17 protein-coding genes are annotated in these 19,642 nt (G+C 71.6%); 8 read left to right on the top strand and 9 right to left on the bottom strand.

What is annotated here, in order from left to right; translation table 11 throughout:
- Positions 1-301: 301 nt before the first annotated feature.
- Both ACODT0_RS41430 and ACODT0_RS41425 read left to right on the top strand, forming a co-directional pair.
- On the top strand, positions 302-2,200 hold the full coding sequence (locus ACODT0_RS41430; protein ID WP_057597884.1) for an ATP-binding cassette domain-containing protein: 1,899 nt from the start codon (positions 302-304) through the stop codon (positions 2,198-2,200).
- 99 nt (positions 2,201-2,299) lie between these two features.
- Positions 2,300-4,075 carry a phospholipase D family protein gene (locus ACODT0_RS41425; RefSeq protein WP_261210145.1) on the top strand — a complete coding sequence of 592 codons (1,776 nt, stop codon included), beginning with the start codon at positions 2,300-2,302 and terminating at the stop codon, positions 4,073-4,075.
- A gap of 25 nt (positions 4,076-4,100) precedes the next feature.
- Here ACODT0_RS41425 and ACODT0_RS41420 read toward each other — a convergent pair whose 3' ends face one another.
- The 4 genes from ACODT0_RS41420 to ACODT0_RS41405 all read right to left on the bottom strand — a co-directional run bounded on the left by ACODT0_RS41420 (position 4,101) and on the right by ACODT0_RS41405 (position 9,111).
- Positions 4,101-5,006 carry a copper chaperone PCu(A)C domain-containing protein gene (locus tag ACODT0_RS41420; RefSeq protein ID WP_489043952.1) on the bottom strand — a complete coding sequence of 302 codons (906 nt, stop codon included), beginning with the start codon at positions 5,004-5,006 and terminating at the stop codon, positions 4,101-4,103.
- Positions 5,007-5,050: 44 nt separating this feature from the next.
- Positions 5,051-7,348 carry a TonB-dependent receptor gene (locus ACODT0_RS41415; RefSeq protein ID WP_489043953.1) on the bottom strand — a complete coding sequence of 766 codons (2,298 nt, stop codon included), beginning with the start codon at positions 7,346-7,348 and terminating at the stop codon, positions 5,051-5,053.
- 117 nt (positions 7,349-7,465) lie between these two features.
- On the bottom strand, positions 7,466-7,837 hold the full coding sequence (locus ACODT0_RS41410; RefSeq protein WP_057597421.1) for a DUF2946 family protein: 372 nt from the start codon (positions 7,835-7,837) through the stop codon (positions 7,466-7,468).
- An 11-nt stretch (positions 7,838-7,848) separates the two neighbouring features.
- Entirely contained in the window at positions 7,849-9,111 is a 1,263-nt protein-coding gene (locus ACODT0_RS41405; RefSeq protein WP_489043951.1) for a TraB/GumN family protein, read from the bottom strand.
- 135 nt (positions 9,112-9,246) lie between these two features.
- On the opposite strand from ACODT0_RS41405, the gene ACODT0_RS41400 reads away from it, so the two are divergent.
- Both ACODT0_RS41400 and ACODT0_RS41395 read left to right on the top strand, forming a co-directional pair.
- Positions 9,247-9,660 (top strand): VOC family protein, encoded by a 414-nt coding sequence (locus ACODT0_RS41400; RefSeq protein WP_057597423.1) that lies wholly within the window; start codon positions 9,247-9,249, stop codon positions 9,658-9,660.
- The gene (locus ACODT0_RS41395; protein ID WP_489043950.1) at positions 9,657-10,862 is read left to right on the top strand and encodes a toxin-antitoxin system YwqK family antitoxin; all 1,206 of its coding nucleotides are present in this window, start codon (positions 9,657-9,659) and stop codon (positions 10,860-10,862) included. The genes ACODT0_RS41400 and ACODT0_RS41395 overlap by 4 nt, the downstream gene beginning before the upstream one ends.
- A gap of 19 nt (positions 10,863-10,881) precedes the next feature.
- On the opposite strand, the gene ACODT0_RS41390 is transcribed toward ACODT0_RS41395, so the two are convergent.
- Genes ACODT0_RS41390 through ACODT0_RS41380 form a run of 3 tightly spaced genes read right to left on the bottom strand, consistent with a single transcriptional unit; the run spans position 10,882 to position 13,884 of the window.
- A complete protein-coding gene (locus tag ACODT0_RS41390) occupies positions 10,882-11,856 on the bottom strand; it encodes a Bug family tripartite tricarboxylate transporter substrate binding protein (protein WP_057597429.1) in 975 nt (324 codons plus the stop codon).
- 19 nt (positions 11,857-11,875) lie between these two features.
- The gene (locus ACODT0_RS41385) at positions 11,876-12,097 is read right to left on the bottom strand and encodes a hypothetical protein (protein WP_057597424.1); all 222 of its coding nucleotides are present in this window, start codon (positions 12,095-12,097) and stop codon (positions 11,876-11,878) included.
- Positions 12,094-13,884 (bottom strand): FAD-dependent monooxygenase, encoded by a 1,791-nt coding sequence (locus ACODT0_RS41380; RefSeq protein ID WP_489043949.1) that lies wholly within the window; start codon positions 13,882-13,884, stop codon positions 12,094-12,096. Before ACODT0_RS41380 ends, ACODT0_RS41385 begins: the two co-directional genes overlap by 4 nt.
- Positions 13,885-13,972: 88 nt before the next feature.
- Between ACODT0_RS41380 and ACODT0_RS41375 the strand changes: the two genes are divergently transcribed.
- Positions 13,973-14,758, top strand: coding sequence for a response regulator transcription factor (locus ACODT0_RS41375; RefSeq protein WP_093356030.1), 786 nt, complete (start codon positions 13,973-13,975; stop codon positions 14,756-14,758).
- A gap of 10 nt (positions 14,759-14,768) precedes the next feature.
- Here ACODT0_RS41375 and ACODT0_RS41370 read toward each other — a convergent pair whose 3' ends face one another.
- Positions 14,769-15,866, bottom strand: a complete 1,098-nt coding sequence (locus tag ACODT0_RS41370) for a fumarylacetoacetate hydrolase family protein (RefSeq protein ID WP_489043948.1) — start codon at positions 15,864-15,866, stop codon at positions 14,769-14,771.
- 132 nt (positions 15,867-15,998) lie between these two features.
- On the opposite strand from ACODT0_RS41370, the gene ACODT0_RS41365 reads away from it, so the two are divergent.
- Together ACODT0_RS41365 and ACODT0_RS41360 are read left to right on the top strand one after the other, a co-directional pair.
- On the top strand, positions 15,999-17,180 hold the full coding sequence (locus ACODT0_RS41365) for a DUF3108 domain-containing protein (RefSeq protein ID WP_489043947.1): 1,182 nt from the start codon (positions 15,999-16,001) through the stop codon (positions 17,178-17,180).
- A gap of 117 nt (positions 17,181-17,297) precedes the next feature.
- Positions 17,298-17,576 carry a BTH_I0359 family protein gene (locus ACODT0_RS41360; protein WP_057597632.1) on the top strand — a complete coding sequence of 93 codons (279 nt, stop codon included), beginning with the start codon at positions 17,298-17,300 and terminating at the stop codon, positions 17,574-17,576.
- Positions 17,577-17,630: 54 nt separating this feature from the next.
- Here the strand turns inward: ACODT0_RS41360 and ACODT0_RS41355 are convergent, their stop codons facing one another.
- On the bottom strand, positions 17,631-18,686 hold the full coding sequence (locus tag ACODT0_RS41355) for an AbrB family transcriptional regulator (protein ID WP_296740764.1): 1,056 nt from the start codon (positions 18,684-18,686) through the stop codon (positions 17,631-17,633).
- Between the two features lie 71 nt (positions 18,687-18,757).
- Between ACODT0_RS41355 and ACODT0_RS41350 the strand changes: the two genes are divergently transcribed.
- Entirely contained in the window at positions 18,758-19,609 is an 852-nt protein-coding gene (locus tag ACODT0_RS41350; RefSeq protein ID WP_422098358.1) for a ChaN family lipoprotein, read from the top strand.
- Positions 19,610-19,642 lie beyond the last annotated feature (33 nt).

Below are 19,642 nucleotides of genomic sequence, written 5' to 3'. Positions count from 1 at the left end.
ACAACTTTCGTCATCACCGCCGAAGCCAGTCAGCGAAGCCCTCGATTATGCACAGAATTTTCACCATGCGTCAACTTCGAGAGAAGTTTTTTCGACTTTCTTAATCGACTTGCCCTCGGCTTTCGCCTTCGGGCTGGTCGATCTGATTTGCGTTGCCGCATCGTCAGCCGAGCCAGCGAGTATATGCCATTTCTTCCGCCCTGCAAGAGCGCCGCAAACAAATCGACCGCCCGGCTTCCTGCCTGCGGCAGCGCTGCGCGCTGCCGCAGGCAGAACAGGCTCCTCGGATAATCCGCCCCACATGGCACTCATCACACTCCTCGACGCCCAACTGGCGTTCGGTCACGTCCCGCTGCTCGATCACACGGACTTCTCGCTGCTCGAATCGGAGCGTATCGGCCTGATCGGCCGCAACGGCGCGGGCAAGTCCTCCCTGCTCAAGATACTGGGAGGACTGGAGAAGCCCGACGACGGCGCCCTCCAGTACCAGCAACACCTGCGCGTCTCCTATGTGGCGCAGGAACCCGCCCTGGACATGGAGGCCGACGTGTTCACCGCCGCCAGTGCCGGCCTGTCCGAGGTGATCGCCGTGCGGGACCTCTATCTATCGGGCGCGGAAGGCCTGGACCTGGACGCCCTCCAGTCCCAGATCGAGGCCTTCGACGCCTGGAACTGGGAGCAGCGCGTCGAAGAAACCCTGCATCGCCTCCATCTGGACCGCAATGCCCGCGTCGGCAACCTGTCGGGCGGCACCCGCAAGCGGGTGGCCCTGGCCCAGGCCCTGGTCGCGGCGCCCGACGTGCTCCTGCTCGACGAACCCACCAACCACCTGGACCTCGATTCCATCGAGTGGCTGGAACAACTGCTGATCGACTTCAAGGGCAGCGTGGTCACGGTGACCCACGACCGCAGCTTCCTGAACCGCGTCGCCACCCGCATCGTGGAGCTCGACCGCGGCAAGCTCGGCTCCTACCCCGGCAACTTCGAGCAGTACCTGCTGCAGAAGGAAGAGCAGCTGGCCCAGGAAGCGGTGATCAACGCCAAGGCCGACAAGCTGCTGGCGCAGGAAGAGGTCTGGATCCGCAAGGGCGTCGAAGCCCGCCGCACCCGCAGCCAGAGCCGCATCGGACGCCTCGAGGCGCTGCGCGCCAACCGTGCCGCCCGCCGCGAGGTGCAGGGCAGCGTCAACATGGACGTGGCCACCGGCCAGGCCAGCGGCAAGATCGTGGCCGAGCTGACCGAGGCCTCCAAGTCCTTCGGCGAGAAGACCGTGATCCGCAACTTCAGCGGCACCATCCTGCGCGGCGACAAGATCGGCCTGCTCGGCCCCAACGGCGCGGGCAAGACCACGCTGCTCAAGCTGATCCTCGGCGAGCTCGAACCCGACAGCGGCAAGATCCGCCGCGGCACCAACCTCGAGGTCGCCTATTTCGACCAGATGCGCGACAAGCTCGACCTCGATGCCACGCTCGAGGACTTCATCAGCCCCGGCAGCGAATGGATCGAGATCGGCAGCCAGCGCAAGCACGTCAAGAGCTACCTGTCGGATTTCCTGTTCTCCCCCGCGCGCGCCAACTCCCCGGTGCGCTCGCTGAGCGGCGGCGAGCGCAACCGGCTGCTGCTGGCGCGCCTGTTCGCCCGCCCGGCCAACGTGCTGGTGCTCGACGAGCCGACCAACGACCTCGACATCGACACGCTGGAGCTGCTCGAGGGCCTGCTGCAGGACTACGACGGCACGGTGTTCCTCGTGAGCCACGACCGCACCTTCCTCGACAACGTGGTGACCAGCACCATCGCCTACGAGGGCGACGGCCGCTGGCGCGAGTACGAAGGCAGCGTGCAGGACTGGCTGATCCAGTCCCGCCGCGCGCGCGAGATCGCCGAGCAGCGCCTGGCCGCGACCGCCACGCCCGCCGTGGCGCCCCCGCCGCCCGCCGCCAGCGTGGCCCCGGCCTCCACCGGCGCGGCGCGCAAGAAGCTCAGCTACAAGGAGCAGCGCGAATTCGACGCCCTCCCCGCGCTGATCGAATCGCTGGAGACCGAGCAGAAGCGCATCGCGGAAATCCTCGCGCTCGACGGCGGCGCGATCTACGCCACCGACGCCTCGCGCGCCACCGAGCTGGCGGCCCGCCATACGCAGATCGACGACGAACTGCTGAGCGCGATGGAACGACAGGAGGAATTGGGCGCGAGCCGCTGAGTCCGCCTGCCGTCCGACGCCGGACGGCCGCGACCTCGGCTATACATGCGGCTCCCACCCAATCCAGACCACAGACAGCGCCCCGGGGGAGTCCACCGCATGCCGTTCATTCCAGCGTTCCTCGGCCGATCGATGGCGGCGACCGTGCTGCTCGTCCTCGGCGCCTGCGCCCAACTGCCCCAGGACGTGGACCGCCCGGTGTCCAATGCCCTGGCCTCCCCGGCCGGCACGGCGCTGGCCACGCTGGTCCAGGAACGCCGCCGGGCCGACGCGGCGCGCTACGAATCGGGCTTCCTCCTGCTGGCGGGCCCGCAGGCGGCCTACGGCAGCCGGCTGGCGCTGATCGATGGCGCCCAGAAGACGCTGGACCTCCAGTACTACGCCATCCACGTCGATGCCAGCACGGGCCGCCTGGTGCGCGGCCTGCGCGCCGCGGCCGAGCGCGGCGTGCGGGTGCGCATCCTGCTCGACGACTTCCACAGCACCGGCCGCGACGCGCTGGTGCTGGGCCTGGCCTTCGTGCCGAACATCGAGCTGCGGCTGTTCAATCCGCTCGCCGGCGCGCGCGGCTCGACCTTCAGCCGGCTGCTGAACTCGGCCGGCGACGCCTCGCGCATCCAGCAGCGCATGCACAACAAGCTGTTCCTGGCCGACAACGTGCTGGGCGTGACCGGCGGGCGCAACCTCGGCGACGCCTACTTCGGCAACTCGCTCAACGGCAACTTCATCGACGTCGACGTGCTCGCGGCCGGCCCGATCGTGCAGGACCTCTCGCGCAGCTTCGACAGCTACTGGAACAACGAGCGCGCCTACCCGGCGCAGTCGCTGGTCTCGCGCGAGGAGCTGCAGGCGATCCGCGAGCGCGCGCGCCAGACCGACAAGGAGCTGGCCGAGGAATCGGCCCGCGCGCGCGACCCCGCCACCGCCAATTCCGGCGACCAGCCCAAGCCGCCCGACGGCGAGCCCCGCCCCGACGGCCCGCCCACCGCCGAGCAGCGCGCGCGCGCCTGGGACGAGAAGCCGCTCGACCTGCGCAGCGCGCGTTTCGTCTGGGCGCCGGCCGCGATGCTGGCCGACCAGCCCGGCAAGATCCCGGCCGACGTGCCCGGCGGCCCGGACGGCGCCCGCGCGCCCGGGCTGGTGGTGAGCCAGCCCGAGGACAAGGCCAGGGTCTCGCGCAGCGCGGCCGCGCTCACGGCCGACTCCGACCTCGCGGCCGGCAGCGAGACGGTGGTCGAAGGACTGCTGCAGCTCATCGGCCAGGCCCGCTCCGACCTGCTGATCATCTCGCCCTACTTCGTGCCCGGCGCCGACATGAAGCAGGCCTTCGCCGCCGCCCGCGCGCGCGGCGTGCGCATCCGGGTGCTGACCAATTCGCTGGCCTCGAACGACGCGCCGGTGGCCCACGTGGGCTATGCGCGCCACCGCGAGGAACTGCTCAAGATGGGCATCGGCCTGTACGAACTGCGCAGCGAGCAGGCCGGCCTGGGCAGCGCCTTCGGCGGCTCCACCGGCTCGACCGGCGGCAGCAGCGTGACCGGCGAGTCGCGCGCGATGCTGCATTCGAAGGTGCTGGTGATGGACGGCCGGCTGCTGGTGGTCGGCTCGATGAACCTCGACCTGCGCTCGCAGTTGCAGAACACCGAGATCGCGCTGCTGATCCGCAGCACCGAGCTGTCGCGCCTGGCCGCCGATCAGATCGAGCGCGGGTTGCGCGAGCGCGCGTGGCACGTCGAGCTCGTCGACGGTTCGCTGGTCTGGCATGCGCCCGAAGGCAGCGGCCTGCCCGACAGCCGGACCGAGCCCGATGCCAGCCTGAGCCTGCGCCTGCTGCTCAAGCTCTTCGGGCCGCTGGCGCCGGACCAGTTGCTCTAGTCAGCCCGGCGCCGCGGAAGCGGCCTCAATGCTTGTGCTGATGCGCGGCCCCGCCCGCGTCGGCACCGGCCGGCGCGCCCACGGGCAGCGTGACGTCGAGCGCGGTCTTCACGCCCTTCGCGTCCTCGAACTTCAGGGTCAGCGGCACGTTCGTGCCCTTGGCGACCGCGCCCTTCAGGTCCATCAGCATGACGTGGAAGCCGCCCGGCTTGAGCTCCACCGTCTGGCCGGCCGGCAGGTCGAGGCCGGCGCTCAGTTCGCGCATCTTCATGGTGTCGCCGTCCATCTTCATCTCGTGCACCTCGGCCACGCCGGCCGCGGGCGTGGAGATGCCCACGAGCTTGGTGCCCGTGGGCGAAGTCAGCTTCATGAAGGCGCCGGTGCCGCTCTGGCCCGGCACCGACTGGCGCACCCAGCCGTCGCGCACGTCGACGGTGGCGACACCTTGCGCCACCACGTCCAGCTTGGCGGCCGGGCGCTTGAGGCCCGCGGTGGAATTGCCCGAGGCCGGCACCTCGGCCCAGTCGGCGCTGCCCACGTCGCAGGTCTGCAGCACCTTGAACCACAGCGTGCCCGGCGTGGCCGGCGCCTTGCCGCGCACCACGAACTCGGCCTTCTCGGTGGCGGGCAGCGCGGCCTGCGCGTTCTCGGCGGTCCAGCGCACCTCGCCGCCGGCGCCCTTCTGCACATCGAGCTTCCAGCCCTTGCGCGCCTGCGCCTCGCTCAGCACGAAGCCCGCGGGCAGCTTCACCGCCAGGCCGGTGGTGGACTTGGCGCCTTCGCAGGCATGGCCGACGCGGAAGGCGGCGTCGTAGTCGCTGCCCACGGTGACGCCGCCGGGCGGCAAGGTGACGTGGGCCAGCACGGCGGCGGCGCTGCCGGTCAGCAGGACGGCGGCGGCGACGCTGCGCAGGGTGAGGTGACGGTTCATGAGAGGTACTCCTTGAGGAAAGACGGTGGAAGACAGGGCAGGCGTCAGAGGTCGAACTTGAGTTCGCCCACGTAGGTCCGCTGCGGATAGGGATGGAAGGCCCAGTACTTGTTGTTGTTCAGGTTGTCGATGCCGAAGGATGCGCTCCACTGGCGGTCGATGCGATAGCGCACCCGCAGGTCGGCCACGAAGAACTTCGAGAAGCCCATGTAGGCGAAGCCGTTCGGATCGCTGTTGTCGAGCGTGCCGTACTGCTTGCCGCTGTAGCGCATGCCCAGGGTGTAGCTCCAGTTGGCGTCGGGCCGGTAGGTGGCCAGCAGGGTGGCGCGCACCTTGGGCACGCGCGGCTGCTGCTGGCCGACGCTGGCCGGAAAGCCCCGGTTGGCCGTGATCTTCGAGCTCGCGAGCGTGAGGCTGCCGCCGAGGTCGAGCCCGCGGAGGCCGACGTCGGTGGCGTTCAGCGCCACCTCGAGCCCGCGGGTGCGGATGGCATCGACGTTCTGCACCGTGCTCACGAGGTTGGTCAGCGCCTGGCTGTAGAGCGCGTCCTTCGTGCGCTCGAAGAACAGCGTGGTGCGCAGCACGCCGTCGAGCCCCCAGCCATCGAGGCCGCGTTCGGCGCTGAGCTCGGTGGTCCACGAGCGCTCGGGCCGCAGGTTGGGGTCGGTGTTGACGATGCGGTTGCCGTCGATCGAGCCCTGGTAGAGCTCGCTCACGGTCGGCATGCGCACCGCGCGGCCGGTCGAGGCCTTGAACAGCCAGTCGGACGTGGCCTGCCAGGCAATCGCGGCCTTGGGCGAGTCGTAGCTGTTCTTCCGCGGCGCGAAGTCGAGCAGCCGGGTCGCGTTGCCGAGTTGACCGCCCCAGGCCTCCCAGCGCTCGTGGCGCAGGCCCAGGGTGGTCTTCCAGTCGCGCGCGAAGCGCCAGGTGTCCTGCAGGTAGAGCGACTGCAGCCGGGTGTTGCCGTTGAAGGCCGAGAACGGCGTGACCGGCGGGCCGCCGATCCAGTCGAGGGTGTTGCCGACGCTGGTGCGCAGCTTGGCCGTGTCCTGCTGGAAGCCGAAGTCGACCACGTGCGCGCCCACGCCCTCGGCCGAGCCGGTGGGCCGCCAGGTGCCCGCGGCCTTGAAGGTGCGCCAGCCGCTGCCGCCCATGTCGGTGGTGCGGCCCGGCCCGCCGAGGAAAGCGCCGGGCAGCGGCGTGGTCGGCGTGCGCGAAGTGTCGCTCGCGTAGTCGAACAGGCTGGCCGCCACCTCCCAGTCGAACACGCCGCCGCTGTGGCTCTTGACCGAGAGGCCGTGCATGTAGTGGGTGAGCCGGGTCTCGGTCGGCACCAGCGCGCCGCTGGGCGCGTCGAGGTTGTAGCTGCGCCCGGCGATGTTGACCCGCCCGCCATAGACCGGCTGGCCCAGCGGATCGCGCAGCCAGGTGTCGACGCTGCCGTGCGTGGTGTTGTTCCAGGCGCCCAGCGTGTAGGTGGCGCGCACCGTGGGCGAGAAGTCGTAGGCCAGCTTGAGCTTGGCCTGTTCCTGCGTGGTGTCGTAGATCGTCGCGCCACCGACCAGCCACCAGGGCTGGTTCGAGGGGTTGAGCCCCAGCACCGCGCCGGCGACCGGGGTGCCGGCATTGCCGAGCGTGCCCGCGCTCAGCAGCCGGTTGCCGAACACCAGCGCCTGGCCCTTGCTCTGCGTGCGCGAGGCGCTGAGCCACCACGACCAGTCGCCGCTGCGGCTGCCCAGCGACAGGTCGAGCTGCTGGCCGGCCGGCGAGGAATGGCTGTTGTAGAGATCGAAGTTCGAGACGAAGCCGCTGAGCTTGACATGGGCCTCGAACTTCTCGGGCATGCGCGTCACGTAGTCGACCACCGCGCCCACCGAGTTGCCGGGGTAGGCGGCCGAGAACGGTCCGTACAGCACGTCGACGCGCTCGATCTCCTCGGGCGAGACCATGCCCCAGCGCGGCGCGTAGGTGGCGCCGTTGCCCAGCGGGTTCGACAGCATGATGCCGTCGGCATAGACCATCGAGCGCGCGCTGTTGCCGGTGCCCGAGGCGCGCGTGGCCAGCACCGCGTGGTTGAAGTCGCCGATGTAGCGCTTGCGCACGACCAGGCTCGGCAGGTACTTGAGCGCGTCCTCGCTGTCGGTGGCGTTCACCGTCTCGACGATCTGCGCGTGCGTCGTGCCTTCGATGGTGGTCGGGATCTGCGCCGGCAGCGAGGTCGGCCGGCCGCCGGTGACGGTGATGGCGCCGAGCGCGCGCTCGGCGCCGGCCGTATCAGCCGCCGCCGGCGCGGGTTGCGCCCAGGCGGGCGCGCCGAGCGAGGCGCCCAGCGGGAATGCCATGGCGATCGCCACGGCGCGGGAATGCTTGTTCACAGGGAGACTGCTCCACGAAACGCTGGCCAGGAAGGACCGGAGACGCCCGTCGAACGGGCGCATCCAGCCATGGACTCGAGGGTTTCAGGAGCGCGAAGGCGGTCCGCGCGCGGGCAGCGGCGCCGCGGTGGCCGCGGCCAGGCGCGCGGCGGGAATCGGCTGGAGCACGCGCCCCAGCGGCAGGGGAAGGTCGAGGGTCGCGACCGGCGGCACCGGCGGCGGCGCGCCGGTCAGCACGCACAGCGGGCAGTCCATGTGCGAGACGCCCATTTCCTGCACGCCGTCCTCGGTGTGGACCACCGCCTTGACGGCACCGGCGCTCGAGCAGACCAGCTCGATCGCCTGCGGATGCACGAGCGGCGAGGCGATCGCCGCGCCCAGCGAGAGCGCGAACCACAGCAGCACCCAGCGGCCGGCGAGGCCGAGGAAGCGGGTGTGGCGGCGCATCAGGTGCATGGCGGGCGCGATTATCGGCGCGTTTTGGACGCGGCGGGCTTGGCCGGTGCCTTCGCGGCCGGCTTGGCCGCCGATTTGGCCGGTGCCTTGGCTGCCGGTTTGGCGCCCTTCGGCGCCGCCTTGCCGCCCTTGGCCGGCGCCGCCGCACGCGCGCCCGCCTTGCCGCGAACCGGCGCGGCCTTGGCCGAGCGGCTGCCGCGCGCCGATCGCACGGGCGGTGCCGCCGCCGCTTCGGCCTCGGGCTCCTCGGCCGCGGCGGGCAGCGTGCCGCGCTCGCCCGGCAGCACCTCGGTCACCGTGAAGCCCTGCGCCGCCAGCAGGGTCGGCAGACCCTGCGCGCCGATCATGTGCAGCGCGCCCACGGCCGCGAACACCCGCTGGCCGCCGTCGTGCATGCGCGCGATGCCGGCCGCCAGGATCGGGTTGCGGTCGTCGAGCAGCCGCGTCATCAGCCGCTGTTCGGCCGGCGTGCGCATGCAGTCGCACCACTCGGGATAGCGCGCGAGCCGCGCGAGGTCGCCGCGCGCCCAGGCGTCGGCCAGCTCCTTGAGCTGGGTGCGCAGCTGGCCCGACTCGAGTTCGTCGAGCGCCGAATCGATCTGCGCCGCCTCCTCCTCCTCGGAGCCGCCGGTCAGCATCTCGAGCTGGGCGGTCGGGTTCTCGAGCGCGAACACCGGCTTGTTGGCGTTGCGCGCCCACACGGCCAGCATCTCGTCGATGCCGAAGTCGGGATAGAGGCCGTCGGCCCGACCGGCCAGTCCGGTCAGCGCCGTCACCTGCAGGATCGGCTGCAGCGCCGCGTTGGCGCCCGGCGTCACGCAGGCGATCTCGTTCTGCCGCGCCAGCCGCTGCGCGCGCTCGCCGCTGAGCAGCCGCGCGACCAGCGCCGGGTCGGCCGGCTGGGTCAGCGGCTTCATCGCGGCGGGATCGCGCACGTCGATCTCGAGCGCCAGCGCATCGCTCTGGCCGAGCGCGCGCTGCACGGTCGGGCCGGGGCGCAGCCAGGGCGCGCGCCCGAGGTGGATGGTGCCGTACAGCCACGAGGTGCGGCCGTCCTTCTCGATGCGCCACAGCAGGCCGCGGTCGGCGCCGCTGCGCTGGTCGCTCGAACTGCGCGAGCGCTCGAGGCTGCCGATGGCCGAGGGCGGGCAGGCCGCCTGCGCCGCCACGCCGGCCAGCGCGCAGCAGGCGCCGACCAGGGCCGGCAACGCGCCGCGCGCCCAGGAGAAGGAGAAACGGAAGGAAGAGAGGAAAGATGAGGAGACCAGGCGCATGCGCCGTGCCGACCGATCGGCCGGCTTGTCGATTTCGCGCCTCGGTGCAACCAGTGCCCGGAGTATCCGCAAGGCTCGCTCCATGAAGAAAGAAAGTCCGGCATTACAACAGCACCGCTGCCCATAATCCGGAACATGCAGAGCATCTTCCATCTCGCCTTCCACGTGCGCGACCTCGACGTCGCGCGCCGCTTCTATGGCGAGGCCCTCGGCTGCGCCGAAGGCCGCAGCACCGACACCTGGGTCGATTTCGACTTTTTCGGCCACCAGATCTCGCTCCACCTGGGCGAACCCTTCGCCACCACGCGCACCGGCCGCGTCGGCGATGCGATGGTGCCGATGCCGCACTTCGGCATCGTGCTGGCCCTGCCCGACTGGCAGGCGCTGGCCGCGCGGCTCGAGGCCGCCGGCACCGACTTCGTGCTCAAGCCCCAGGTGCGCTTCGAAGGCCAGCCGGGCGAGCAGTGGACCATGTTCTTCTGCGACCCCTTCGGCAACCCGATCGAGGCCAAGGGCTTCCGCTCGCTCGACGCGCTTTACGACAAGTGACCCACGCTCCGGTCCGGCCGGTCGATGTTCCGCGGCTCGCGGCGCGGCTGGCCCTGGCCACATCGCTGGCGCTGCTGTTCGCCGGCGCGACCGCCGCGCGCGCGGCGCAGGACTGCGAGCTCAACGGCCAGGCGGTCAACCCCGCCAACGGCGGCGAGACCGCGCGCAAGACCGGCGTGCTGCGCTGCAAGGACCGCGGCAGCGGCCAGCTGCTGCGCGAGGAGCAGATCCAGAACGGCGTCTTCATGGGCCTGGTGCGCGTCTACGAGAACGGCCGGCTCGCGAAGGAGCACACGCTCAACGCCAAGGGCAACATGCACGGCCTGGCGCGCGAGTTCGCGCCCGGCGGCCAGGTGCTGCGCGAAGCCACCTACGACGACGGCCAGGAACGCGGCCTGGTGCGAAGCTTCCATGCCAGCGGCAAGCTGCGCCGCGCCAGCTTCTATCCCGAGCAGGGCGGCGACCGGGCCTCGGCCGAATTCACCGAGCGCGGCCAGCTCTCGGCGCTGCGCTGCGGCAACGCGCCGATGCTGGCGCCCGCGGCCGACGACGCGCGGCTGTGCGGCTTCGGCGGCGCGCCCTCGCAGGTCGAGCTGTTCGACGCGCGCGGCATCCTGCGCTCGCGCCAGTCCTACCTGGCCGGCAAGCGCGTGCGCACGCAGGATTTCTACGACAACGGCAAGCCCTCGCAGCTCGACGAGATCAACGGCAACCAGCGCACCGAGCGCCAGTTCTCTTCCGAGGGCGTGAAGCGCCGCGAGACCGTCTCGCTGCTGGGGGCGTCGCGCTCGGCGATCCGCCTGCGCGACCAGGAGTTCTCCGAGCGCGGCACGCTGGTGCGCGACCAGCGCTGGAACAGCGCCGGCGAGCCGATCGGCGACGACAGCTACTACCTCAACGGCCAGCCGCACACCAGGTCGGTCTACAGCGGCGCGGGCAATGCACGCACGGTGCTGGTCACCGAGTTCCACGACAACGGCCAGCGCGCCGCGCTGGGCCGCTACCTCGTGGGCGGGCGCGGCGCGCGGCAACTGCCGCAGGGCACGCACCAGCGCTTCGACGAGAAGGGCACGCTGGTCGCCGAATCGAGCTTCGACGCGCGCGGCCGCGTCACGCGCGAGCGCGGCTGGGACGAGAACGGCGAACTGGTGCGCGACGACGAGGTGTTCGAGGACGGCTCGCGCAAGGCCTACGCGCGCTGACGAGCCGCCCCCGGGGCGATCAGTCGAGCTTGATGCCTGCCTGCTTGATGATCGGGCCCCAGCGCTTCGACTCGGCGCGCGACAGCGCCGCGAACTGCGCCGGCGTCCCGGGCATGGCTTCCATGCCGAAGTCCTCGAAGCGCTTCTGCACCTGCGGATTGCCGAAGGCGCGGTTGAGGTCGCCGTTGAGCTTGTTCACCACCGGCGCTGGCAGCCCGGCCGGGCCGAGCACGCCCTGGAACGCGAACACCTCGGAGTTCGACACGCCCACCTCGGCCAGCGTCGGCACCTCGGGCAGCAGCTTGCTGCGCGCGCCCGAGCCGATGGCCAGCACGCGCACCTTGTTGCCCTTCATGATCGACAGGCCCGAGGCCAGGTCGAGGAACATGCACGGCACCTGGCCGCCCATCACGTCGGCCATGGCCGGGGCCGCGCCGCGGTAGGGGATGTGGGTGATGAAGGTGCCGGTGCGCACCTTGAACATCTCCATCGCCAGGTGATGCGGCGAGCCGTTGCCCGGCGAGGCGTAGTTGACCTTGCCGGGGTTGGCCTTCACGTAGGCCAGGAACTCCTTGAAGTTCTTGGCCGGGAAGTCCGGATGCACCACCAGCGCCAGCGGGAACTTGCCGATCGCGCCGATGTAGCTGAAGTCCTTCTCGGGGTTGAAGGGCAGCTTGCCGAACAGGTGTTCGTTGAAGGCCAGCACGGCGTTGTCGGCCGACAGCACGGTGTAGCCGTCGGGCTTGCTCTTGGCGACCATGTCGGCGCCGATGTTGGTCGAGGCGCCGGGACGGTTGTCGATCACGATCTGCTGGCCCAGCGTCTGGCGCATGGCCTCGGCCAGCGCGCGCGCGATCACGTCGGTGCCGCCGCCCGCGGGATAGGGCACCACCCAGCGGATCAGTTGCGAGGGATAGTCCTGCGCGCGGGCGAAGGGCGCGGCGGCCACGGCGGCGCCCGAGGCGAGCGTGGCAAGAAGGGTACGGCGGTCCATGAGTGTCATCTCCAGGTTGTCATTCGGTTGCGGACAGCGATGGTACGGGCAGCGCATGCAGCGCGTCGGCCAGCGCGGCGCGGCAGCGCGCCTCGTCGCCGACCTGCTCGAACAGCAGCAGCGCGAGCCGCGCGAGGAACAGCGATTCGCGCTCGGCGCCGGCCTCGCTGATGGCGTTCGCGCAGTCGGCGTAGAGGCGGTCGCGGGCCTCGGGGGCCAGGGTGGGAAGTGCGGTGGTCATGCGGCGAGGGTCTCCAGTTGCACGGCGGCGGCCGCGCGTTCGAGCGCGCGCGGCAGCACGCCCGCGCCCAGGCGGCGCCAGCGCGCGGCCACGTGGCCATCGGGGCGCAGCAGGTAGACGGCGCCCTCGCGCGCGCCGAGGGCCTCGAACACCCGCGCGTCGGCATGGGCATCGGCGGGGCCGTCGGCCGCGACGGTGCACAGCGCGAACGGCAGGGCACCGGTGCGCGCCGCGGCGATGTCGCCGGCCGGCAGTTCGAAATCCGCGCCCGCGGGCCGCAGCACGAGCAACGTGAAGCACGCGCCGATCCGGTCGGTGAGATGGCCCTGCGCGAGCTGCTGCTCGGGCATCGCCTCGCCGGGCAGCGGGCCCGCGGGCAGCGCGTCGCCATCTTCGCTCGACAGCGGCGAATCCTCGTAGCGCACCGCCTGCGTCTGGCGCGGATTGATCAGTTGCGCGATGCCGCGGTGCGCGCCCGACAGCGACAGCGCGGCCTCGCGCAGCAGGTCGAAGCCGCGCGAGGGCGGCGACATGAACTCGGTGCTGCGCATCGCGTTCTCGGCATTGACGTGGAAGGCGGCGATGCGCTCGGCCGAGTAGCTGTCGAGCAGCGCGGCCTCCGACAGGCCGCGCGCCACGAAGGCCAGCTTCCAGGCCAGGTTGTCGGCATCGTCGAAGCCCGAGTTGAGGCCGCGCACGCCGAAGATCGGCATCGCATGCGCCGCGTTGCCCGCGAACAGCACGCGGCCATGGCGGTAGCTCGCGAGCGTCATCGCGCCGGCGCGGTAGACCGAGGTCCAGACCGTCTTCCACGGCAGGTGGCCCTCGCCGATGGCGTCGAGATGGCGCTGCACGAACTCGGCCACGGCCGGCGGCTGCAGCGCCTCCTCCGTGCTCTGGCCGGCGCGCAGCTGGTAGTCGATGCGCCAGATGTCGTCGGGCTGCCGGTGCATCAGCACGGTCGAGCCCGGGTTCCACGGCGGGTCGAACCAGGCGCGGCGCTCGGTCGGGTGGCCGCTCTTGAGTTCGATGTCGATGATCACGTAGCGGCCTTCGTAGCCCGTGCCCTCGAGCGCCAGGCCCAGCGCCTTGCGCACGAAGCTCTGGCCGCCGTCGCAGGCCGCGAGCCACTGGCCGCGCAGCCTGTACTCGCCCTGCGCGTTGCGCGCCTCGAGCAGCACGCCCGCGTCGTCCTGCGAAAGGCCGGTGAGCTCGGTGCCCCAGCGGATGTCGATCAGCCCCGGCGCCGCGGCGTTGCGGCGCTCGATCTCCTCGAGCAGGTAGTGCTCGGCGTAGTACTGCTCGAGGTTGATCATCGGCGGCAGCTTCTGCCGCGCGTCGTGCGGCATCTCGAAGCGGAACACCTCCTCGGTCTTGTAGAAGCTGCGCCCGCCGGTCCACGGCAGGCCCTTGGCCAGGAAGGCCGGCAGCACGCCCAGGCGCGCCATGATCTCCAGGCTGCGGCGCGAGATGCAGGCCGCGCGGCTGCCCACGCAGACCGTGTCGTCGGCCTCGAGGATCACGCTGCGCACGCCGTGGTTGGCGAGCCCCAGGGCGAGCGCCATGCCGACCGGGCCGCCGCCCGCGATCACCACCGGATGGCTGCCGCCCGCCACGGCCTCGAGGCCGTCGGCCGCGAGCGCCGGCAGGCGCACCGGGTAGCGCGTGTAGTCGAAGGCGCCGACCGAGGGCGGCAGGCCGGCCGCTGCCGGCGGCAGCGGTCCGCCGGCGGCATCGCCGGGGCGCGCGGCCGGCGAGGGATTCGAGGGAGCAACGGGGCGGTTCATGCCCGGGATTGTCCCGACGCGCCCGCCGCCGCATTGTCATAACTTCGTACGAAGTGTTTACCCGAATCCCCTGCCCTCTCCCCGCCCCATGAAACGCTGGCGCCTTCCCGCCGCGCCCGAGGCCACGCTGTCGGCCAGCGTGGTCGGCGACGTGCTCGCCGGCGTCGGCACGCCGCACCTCGCGGCCAGCTACCTCGCCGCGATGCAGCGCGTGATGCCCGTCACCTTCTGCACCGTGTTCGCGGTCGGCGCCAGCGGCCGCATCGAGACCGTGTCGGCGGCCAGCAGCTACGGCAGCACGGCCGAGCGCACGGCCGAGCGCTACGTGGCGCAGCGCTTCGACCTGCTCGATCCCAACATGGCCTGGCTGGCCGCGCGCAAGCTGCCGCGGCGCGCGCAGCTGTGGCTGGGCCACCAGCTCGGCGACGAGGTGGCCGATCCGGCCTACCGCGCCGCCTGCTATGGCGACGTCGGCATCCGCGAGCGCGCCTCGGTGCTGTTGCTGCTGCCCACGGGCCAGCGCGTGGCCGTGAGCTTCTACCGCAGCCTGGCGCAGCCCGAGTTCGGCGCCGCCGACTTCGCCGTCATCGAGCGCCACGCCACCCTGCTGGCCGATGCCACCACCGCCCACGGCCGCAGCGCCGTGGCCGCGCGCGAGGCCACGGCACCGGCGCTGGCCTCGCGGCTGCTCACGCTGAGCCTGCGCGAGCGCGAGGTCATCGGCCACCTGATGGCCGGGCGCACCGCGAAGGAGGCGGCGCGCGAGATCGGGGTCGAGCTCACGACCGTGCGCACCCACCAGTACCGGGCGTTCCGGCGGCTGGGGATACGGTCGCAGAAGGAATTGCTGCGCGGCTGGCCCGCGGCGCAGTGAGCGGGCGCGCTCAGTCCTCGGAAGCCTGCGCCTCGGCCGCGTCGTCGGGCGCGGCCACCGGCGCGGGCTTCGCGGCCTCGTCCGCCGCCGCCTTCGCGCGCCCGCCCGGCGCCACGATCTCCTGGTCGATCGCGCCGAACATCGAGCGGCCGTCGAGCCCCTTCATCTCGATGCGGATGGTGTCGCCGTAGCGCATGAACTCGGTCGAGGGCGCGCCGTCCTGGATGGTCTCGATGCAGCGCTTCTCGGCGATGCACGAATAGCCGCGCGGCCATTCCATGCGGCCGTTCTTCTCCACGCCCTGGTTGCTCACGGTGCCGCTGCCGACGATGCTGCCGGCGCGCACGTTGCGCGTCTTGGCGACGTGGGCGATGAGCTGGCCGAAATGGAAGGTCATCTCGGGGCCGGCCTCGCACAGGCCGACCTTGCGGCCGTTCCAGCTGCTCTGCAGCGCGAGGTGCACGCGGCCGCCGATCCAGGCCTCGCCGAGCTCGTCGAGGGTCACGGCCACGGGACTGAAGGCGGTGGCTGGCTTGCTCTGGAAGAAGCCGAAGCCCTTGGCGAGTTCGGCCGGGATCAGGTTGCGCAGGCTGACGTCGTTGGCCAGCATCACGAGGCGGATGCCGTCGAGCGCCTGCTCGGGCGTGGCGCCCATCTTCACGTCGCCGGTGACGACCGCGATCTCGGCCTCGAAGTCGATGCCCATGGCCTCGCTGGGCACGACCACGTCGTCGGTCGGGCCGATGAAGTCGTCGCTGCCGCCCTGGTACATCAGCGGGTCCTGGTAGAAGCTCTCGGGCACCTCGGCATTGCGCGCCTTGCGCACCAGCTCGACGTGATTGAGGTAGGCCGAGCCGTCGGCCCACTGGTAGGCGCGCGGCAGCGGCGCCATGCACTGGACGGGATCGAAGGGAAAGGCGTGGCGCGCGCGGCCGGCGTTGAGCGCGGCATACAGGTCCTGCAACTGCGGCGCCATGAAACCCCAGTCGTCGAGCACCTGCTGCAGGCGGTGGGCGATGCCGGTGGCGTAGTGGGCGAGCGTGAGGTCGCGCGACACGACGACGAGCTGGCCGTCGCGCGAGCCGTCCTTGAGGGTGGCGAGTTTCATGGTGTGGTGCTGGGAAAAAGGCGACGGGGCGCCGCGCCGGGCCCCGCGCCGCTCCCCTAAACTGGTTGGACGGGCGGCAGTGTACCGAGGTGGCCCCGATGAACCTCGGTGGCGGCGCCCACTCCACCTTCCATGCCGACGACCGTCGCTCCCCCACCCTCCTCCCCGGCGCCCTGGCGGCCCTCGTGGCGGGCGCTGGCGCTGCTGACGCTGCTGGTGGCGCTCGCGCACATGGCGCTGCTGGGCCTCGCGCCGGCCGGGCTCGGGGCCGAGCCCGCGTCGCCGATCACCAAGTTCAGCACGCGCACCATCGTGATCGCGCCGCCGGTGGCCGAAACGCCCGCGGCGGCGCCGCCGCCCGCCGCGACGGCCCCGCCCGCGCCGACCCGGCCGCTGCGGCCGCGCGCGGTGCACGCGCCGCGTCCGAAGCCCGATCCGGTCCCTGCGGCGGCCGCGCCCTCGCCCGATCCCGCGCCCGAGGCCACTGCGGCCAAGGATCCCGAAACACCCGACCTGGTGGCGCAGGCTGCTCCCGATTCAGGAGCAGCACCCGCGCCCGAGCCGCCCGCCAGCGCGGCCGCCACCCCACCCGCCACACCGGGCAGCGCGCCCGCCACCGGCGCCGGCGAAGCGCCCGCCACGATGGCCGGCACCCAGTCGCTGCGCATCCCGGGCTCGGTCACGCTCGATTTCGAGGCCACGGGCCAGATCGGCGCCTCGCCGCAGCGCGGCGTGTTTGGCGAGCTGGTGTGGCTGCAGGACGGCACCCGCTACGACGGCCGGCTGACGCTCAAGGCCGTCTTCTTCACCTTGCTGAACTGGCGCAGCACTGGGGTGATCGGCCCCTCGGGGCTGGAGCCCGAGCGCTATTCCGAGAGCCGCAAGGCCGAGGTGGCCTCGCATTTCGCGCGCGACCGCGGCGAGGTGGTGTTCAGCAACAACGCGCCGCCCGTGCCGCTCCAGCCCGGCGCGCAGGACCGCATGAGCGTCATGATGCAGCTCGGCGGCCTGCTGGCGGCCAGCCCCGAGCGCTACCCGGCCGGCACGCGGATCGCGATCCAGACCGTGGGCGCGCGCGATGCCGACGTCTGGGTGTTCGTGGTCGGCGACGAGGAGAAACTGAACCTGCCGGCCGGCGAGTACCTGGCGCGCAAGCTCACGCGCGATCCACGCAAGCCTTTCGACCGGAAAGTCGAGCTCTGGCTGGCCCCGGCCCATGGCTACCTGCCGGTGCGGATCCGCCAGACCGAGCCGAACGGCGACTTCGCCGACGCCCAATTGCGCAAACCCCTACCCACCACGCCCCCCGGTTGATGCGAAAAACCAGGCATCCAAACGTTTTAATGGCAACACGACAACCCATCTTGAAACTGGCGCGTTGATTGCTATGTAACCCTCATGAACGCCCTCGACATCCTCACAGGCCCCGCCATGAACATGCTTTACGACTCGGATTCCTTCGTCGTCGTGCACGTGCAGCCGAACGAAGGCGAGGTTCCTGCCGAACCCAACGTGCCGGTGCTCGAGCGCCACGGCTTCGAGATCGTCGACAAGCGTTCCGGCAAGGAGCTCTACCTCGACGGTTCCTGGGCCGAGCTGTTCCGCCAGCAGATCGCGGCCTGGCAGCTCAACACGCCGACCCAGGAAGAGGTGGAGGACACGCTCGAGGGCTATGCCGAGCTGGCGCAGACGCCGCTTCTGGTGCACTGAGCCGAGCCCCGTGCCAGTAACGAAGCGCCCCGCGGGGCGCTTTTTCTTTGGGCCTTACCGGTAGATCCACCGGAACATCGGCCCCACAAGCAGCAAAACGGCCACCAGCCGGCAGACCTGGAACGCCGTCACCACCGGCACCCCGAGCTGCAGCACCTTGGCCGTGATCGACATCTCGGCGATGCCGCCCGGCGAGGTGCCGAGGATCATGGTGGCCGGATGCAGCCCGGTGGCCCAGGCCAGCAGCCAGGCCACGCCGGCGCACACCACGAGCATGGCCAGCGTGCCCACCGTGACCGAGCCCAGCCAGCGCGGCGCGGTGTGCAGGAACTCGCGGCTGAAGCGCACGCCCAGGCTGACGGCGATCACCAGCTGCGCGGCATTCGACATCCACCCCGGCACCGCCGACAGCGACAGCCCGGCGACGGTGAAAGCCATCGCGACCAGCAGCGCGCCCATGAACCACGGGTTGGTGCGGCCCAGCGCGCGCATCGCCAAGCCGCCCGCGCCCGTGGCCACCGCCAGCAGCGCGAGGCCGCCGGGGTTCACCTCGCGCGCGCTCGGCGGGTTGATCTCCAGGCCGTGCAGCCCGCTCCACTGCATCGCGAACGGGATCGTCACCGTCACGATCAGCACGCGCAGGCTGTGGGCCGCGGCCACCAGGTCGGTGCGCGCGCCCTGGGCCTCGGCCAGCAGCGTCATCTCCGAGGCGCCGCCGATCGCACCCGCGAAGTAAGTCGTGGCTCTCATGGAGCGCTCCGGCACCTGGGGCATGCGCGACGCATGCAGGCCGTAGAGCCAGCGCCCGAAGCCCCAGCCCAGCAGCAGCGCCCAGGCGATCGCGAGCACGATCGCCCACCAGACGCTGGCCACCAGCGCGACCACGTGCGGCGTGAAGTACAGGCCCAGCGCGGTGCCGATGGTCCACTGCCCGGCGTTGCGCAACGGCACGTGGCTGGCCGTGGGCGCGCCCGCGATCGAGGCCAGCGACACCGCGAGCAGCGGGCCGATCATCCAGGGCAGCGGGGTATGGAGCGCGAGGCAGATCTGGGCCGCCACGAAGGCGAGCAGCAGCGTGGCCAGCACGCGGACCGGGAAGGAAAGGGACACGCGGAACGGACGGACAGGCGGTAGGGGCAAAGGACGGCAGCGCGCGCGGCGCCGTTGCGTAGTATGGCGCGATGTCTTTCGCGCACCGGCCCGTCTCCGCCCTCCTGCTTGCTCTTCTGGGCAGCACCCTCATCGCCGGCTGCGCGGGCTGGCCCGGCGGTGCCGAGGCGCCCGACGCCCCCATCGCCCGCCGCGTCGAGGCCCTGCTGCCCACCGACGCCCTGCTGCTCGGCGAGCAGCACGATGCCCCCGAGCACCATGCGATCGAGCGCGAGACGGTCGAGGCGCTGGCCGCGCGCGGCCGGCTCGCGGCGCTGGCGCTCGAGATGGCCGAGGAAGGCAACGGCACCGCGCACCTGCCGGCCGCGGCCACCGAGGCCCAGGTGCGCACCGCGCTGAGCTGGAACGACAAGGCCTGGCCCTGGGCCGACTACGGTCCGGCCGTGATGGCCGCGGTGCGCGCCGGCGTGCCGGTGGTCGGCGCCAACCTGCCGCGCGCGCGCATGAAGGACGCGATGGCCGACGTTTCGCTCGACGTGCAGCTCAACGGCGAGGCCTACACCGCGCAGCAGGACGCCGTGCGCGAGGGTCACTGCAAGCTGCTGCCCGAATCGCAGATCGTGCCGATGACCCGGATCCAGGTCGGCCGCGACCGCGCCATGGCCCAGGCCATCGTCAAGGCGCGCCAGCCGGGCCGCACCGTGCTGCTGATCGCGGGCGCGGGCCATGTCGACCGCCAGCTCGGCGTGGCGCAGCACCTGCCCGACGAGGTCTCGTTCAAGACCGTGCGCCTGCTCGCCGCGCCCGCCGATGCCGCGGCGACGTCGGTCGGCTACGACCGCACCTGGCGCACCGCGCCGCTGCCCGAGAAGGACTACTGCGCGGAGCTCCGCAAGTCGATGGGCCCGGCGAAGAAGTCCTGACCGGTCCGGACGTGCGAAGGCCGCGGCGGGACG

It is taken from the genome of Variovorax sp. FG153, from assembly GCF_057809595.1.
Note: the sequence above shows the minus strand (reverse complement) of the source record. Positions and strands in the feature narration are given on the sequence as shown.

Excerpts from the sequence above, each read along its gene's own strand:
- ACODT0_RS41430 (WP_057597884.1), top strand. The coding sequence starts at position 302 with ATGGCACTCATCACACTCCTCGACGCCCAACTGGCGTTCGGTCACGTC.
- ACODT0_RS41425 (WP_261210145.1), top strand. The coding sequence starts at position 2,300 with ATGCCGTTCATTCCAGCGTTCCTCGGCCGATCGATGGCGGCGACCGTG.
- ACODT0_RS41420 (WP_489043952.1), bottom strand. The coding sequence starts at position 5,006 with ATGAACCGTCACCTCACCCTGCGCAGCGTCGCCGCCGCCGTCCTGCTG.
- ACODT0_RS41415 (WP_489043953.1), bottom strand. The coding sequence starts at position 7,348 with ATGGCATTCCCGCTGGGCGCCTCGCTCGGCGCGCCCGCCTGGGCGCAA.
- ACODT0_RS41410 (WP_057597421.1), bottom strand. The coding sequence starts at position 7,837 with ATGCACCTGATGCGCCGCCACACCCGCTTCCTCGGCCTCGCCGGCCGC.
- ACODT0_RS41405 (WP_489043951.1), bottom strand. The coding sequence starts at position 9,111 with ATGCGCCTGGTCTCCTCATCTTTCCTCTCTTCCTTCCGTTTCTCCTTC.
- ACODT0_RS41400 (WP_057597423.1), top strand. The coding sequence starts at position 9,247 with ATGCAGAGCATCTTCCATCTCGCCTTCCACGTGCGCGACCTCGACGTC.
- ACODT0_RS41390 (WP_057597429.1), bottom strand. The coding sequence starts at position 11,856 with ATGGACCGCCGTACCCTTCTTGCCACGCTCGCCTCGGGCGCCGCCGTG.
- ACODT0_RS41385 (WP_057597424.1), bottom strand. The coding sequence starts at position 12,097 with ATGACCACCGCACTTCCCACCCTGGCCCCCGAGGCCCGCGACCGCCTC.
- ACODT0_RS41380 (WP_489043949.1), bottom strand. The coding sequence starts at position 13,884 with ATGAACCGCCCCGTTGCTCCCTCGAATCCCTCGCCGGCCGCGCGCCCC.
- ACODT0_RS41375 (WP_093356030.1), top strand. The coding sequence starts at position 13,973 with ATGAAACGCTGGCGCCTTCCCGCCGCGCCCGAGGCCACGCTGTCGGCC.
- ACODT0_RS41370 (WP_489043948.1), bottom strand. The coding sequence starts at position 15,866 with ATGAAACTCGCCACCCTCAAGGACGGCTCGCGCGACGGCCAGCTCGTC.
- ACODT0_RS41365 (WP_489043947.1), top strand. The coding sequence starts at position 15,999 with ATGCCGACGACCGTCGCTCCCCCACCCTCCTCCCCGGCGCCCTGGCGG.
- ACODT0_RS41360 (WP_057597632.1), top strand. The coding sequence starts at position 17,298 with ATGAACATGCTTTACGACTCGGATTCCTTCGTCGTCGTGCACGTGCAG.
- ACODT0_RS41350 (WP_422098358.1), top strand. The coding sequence starts at position 18,758 with ATGTCTTTCGCGCACCGGCCCGTCTCCGCCCTCCTGCTTGCTCTTCTG.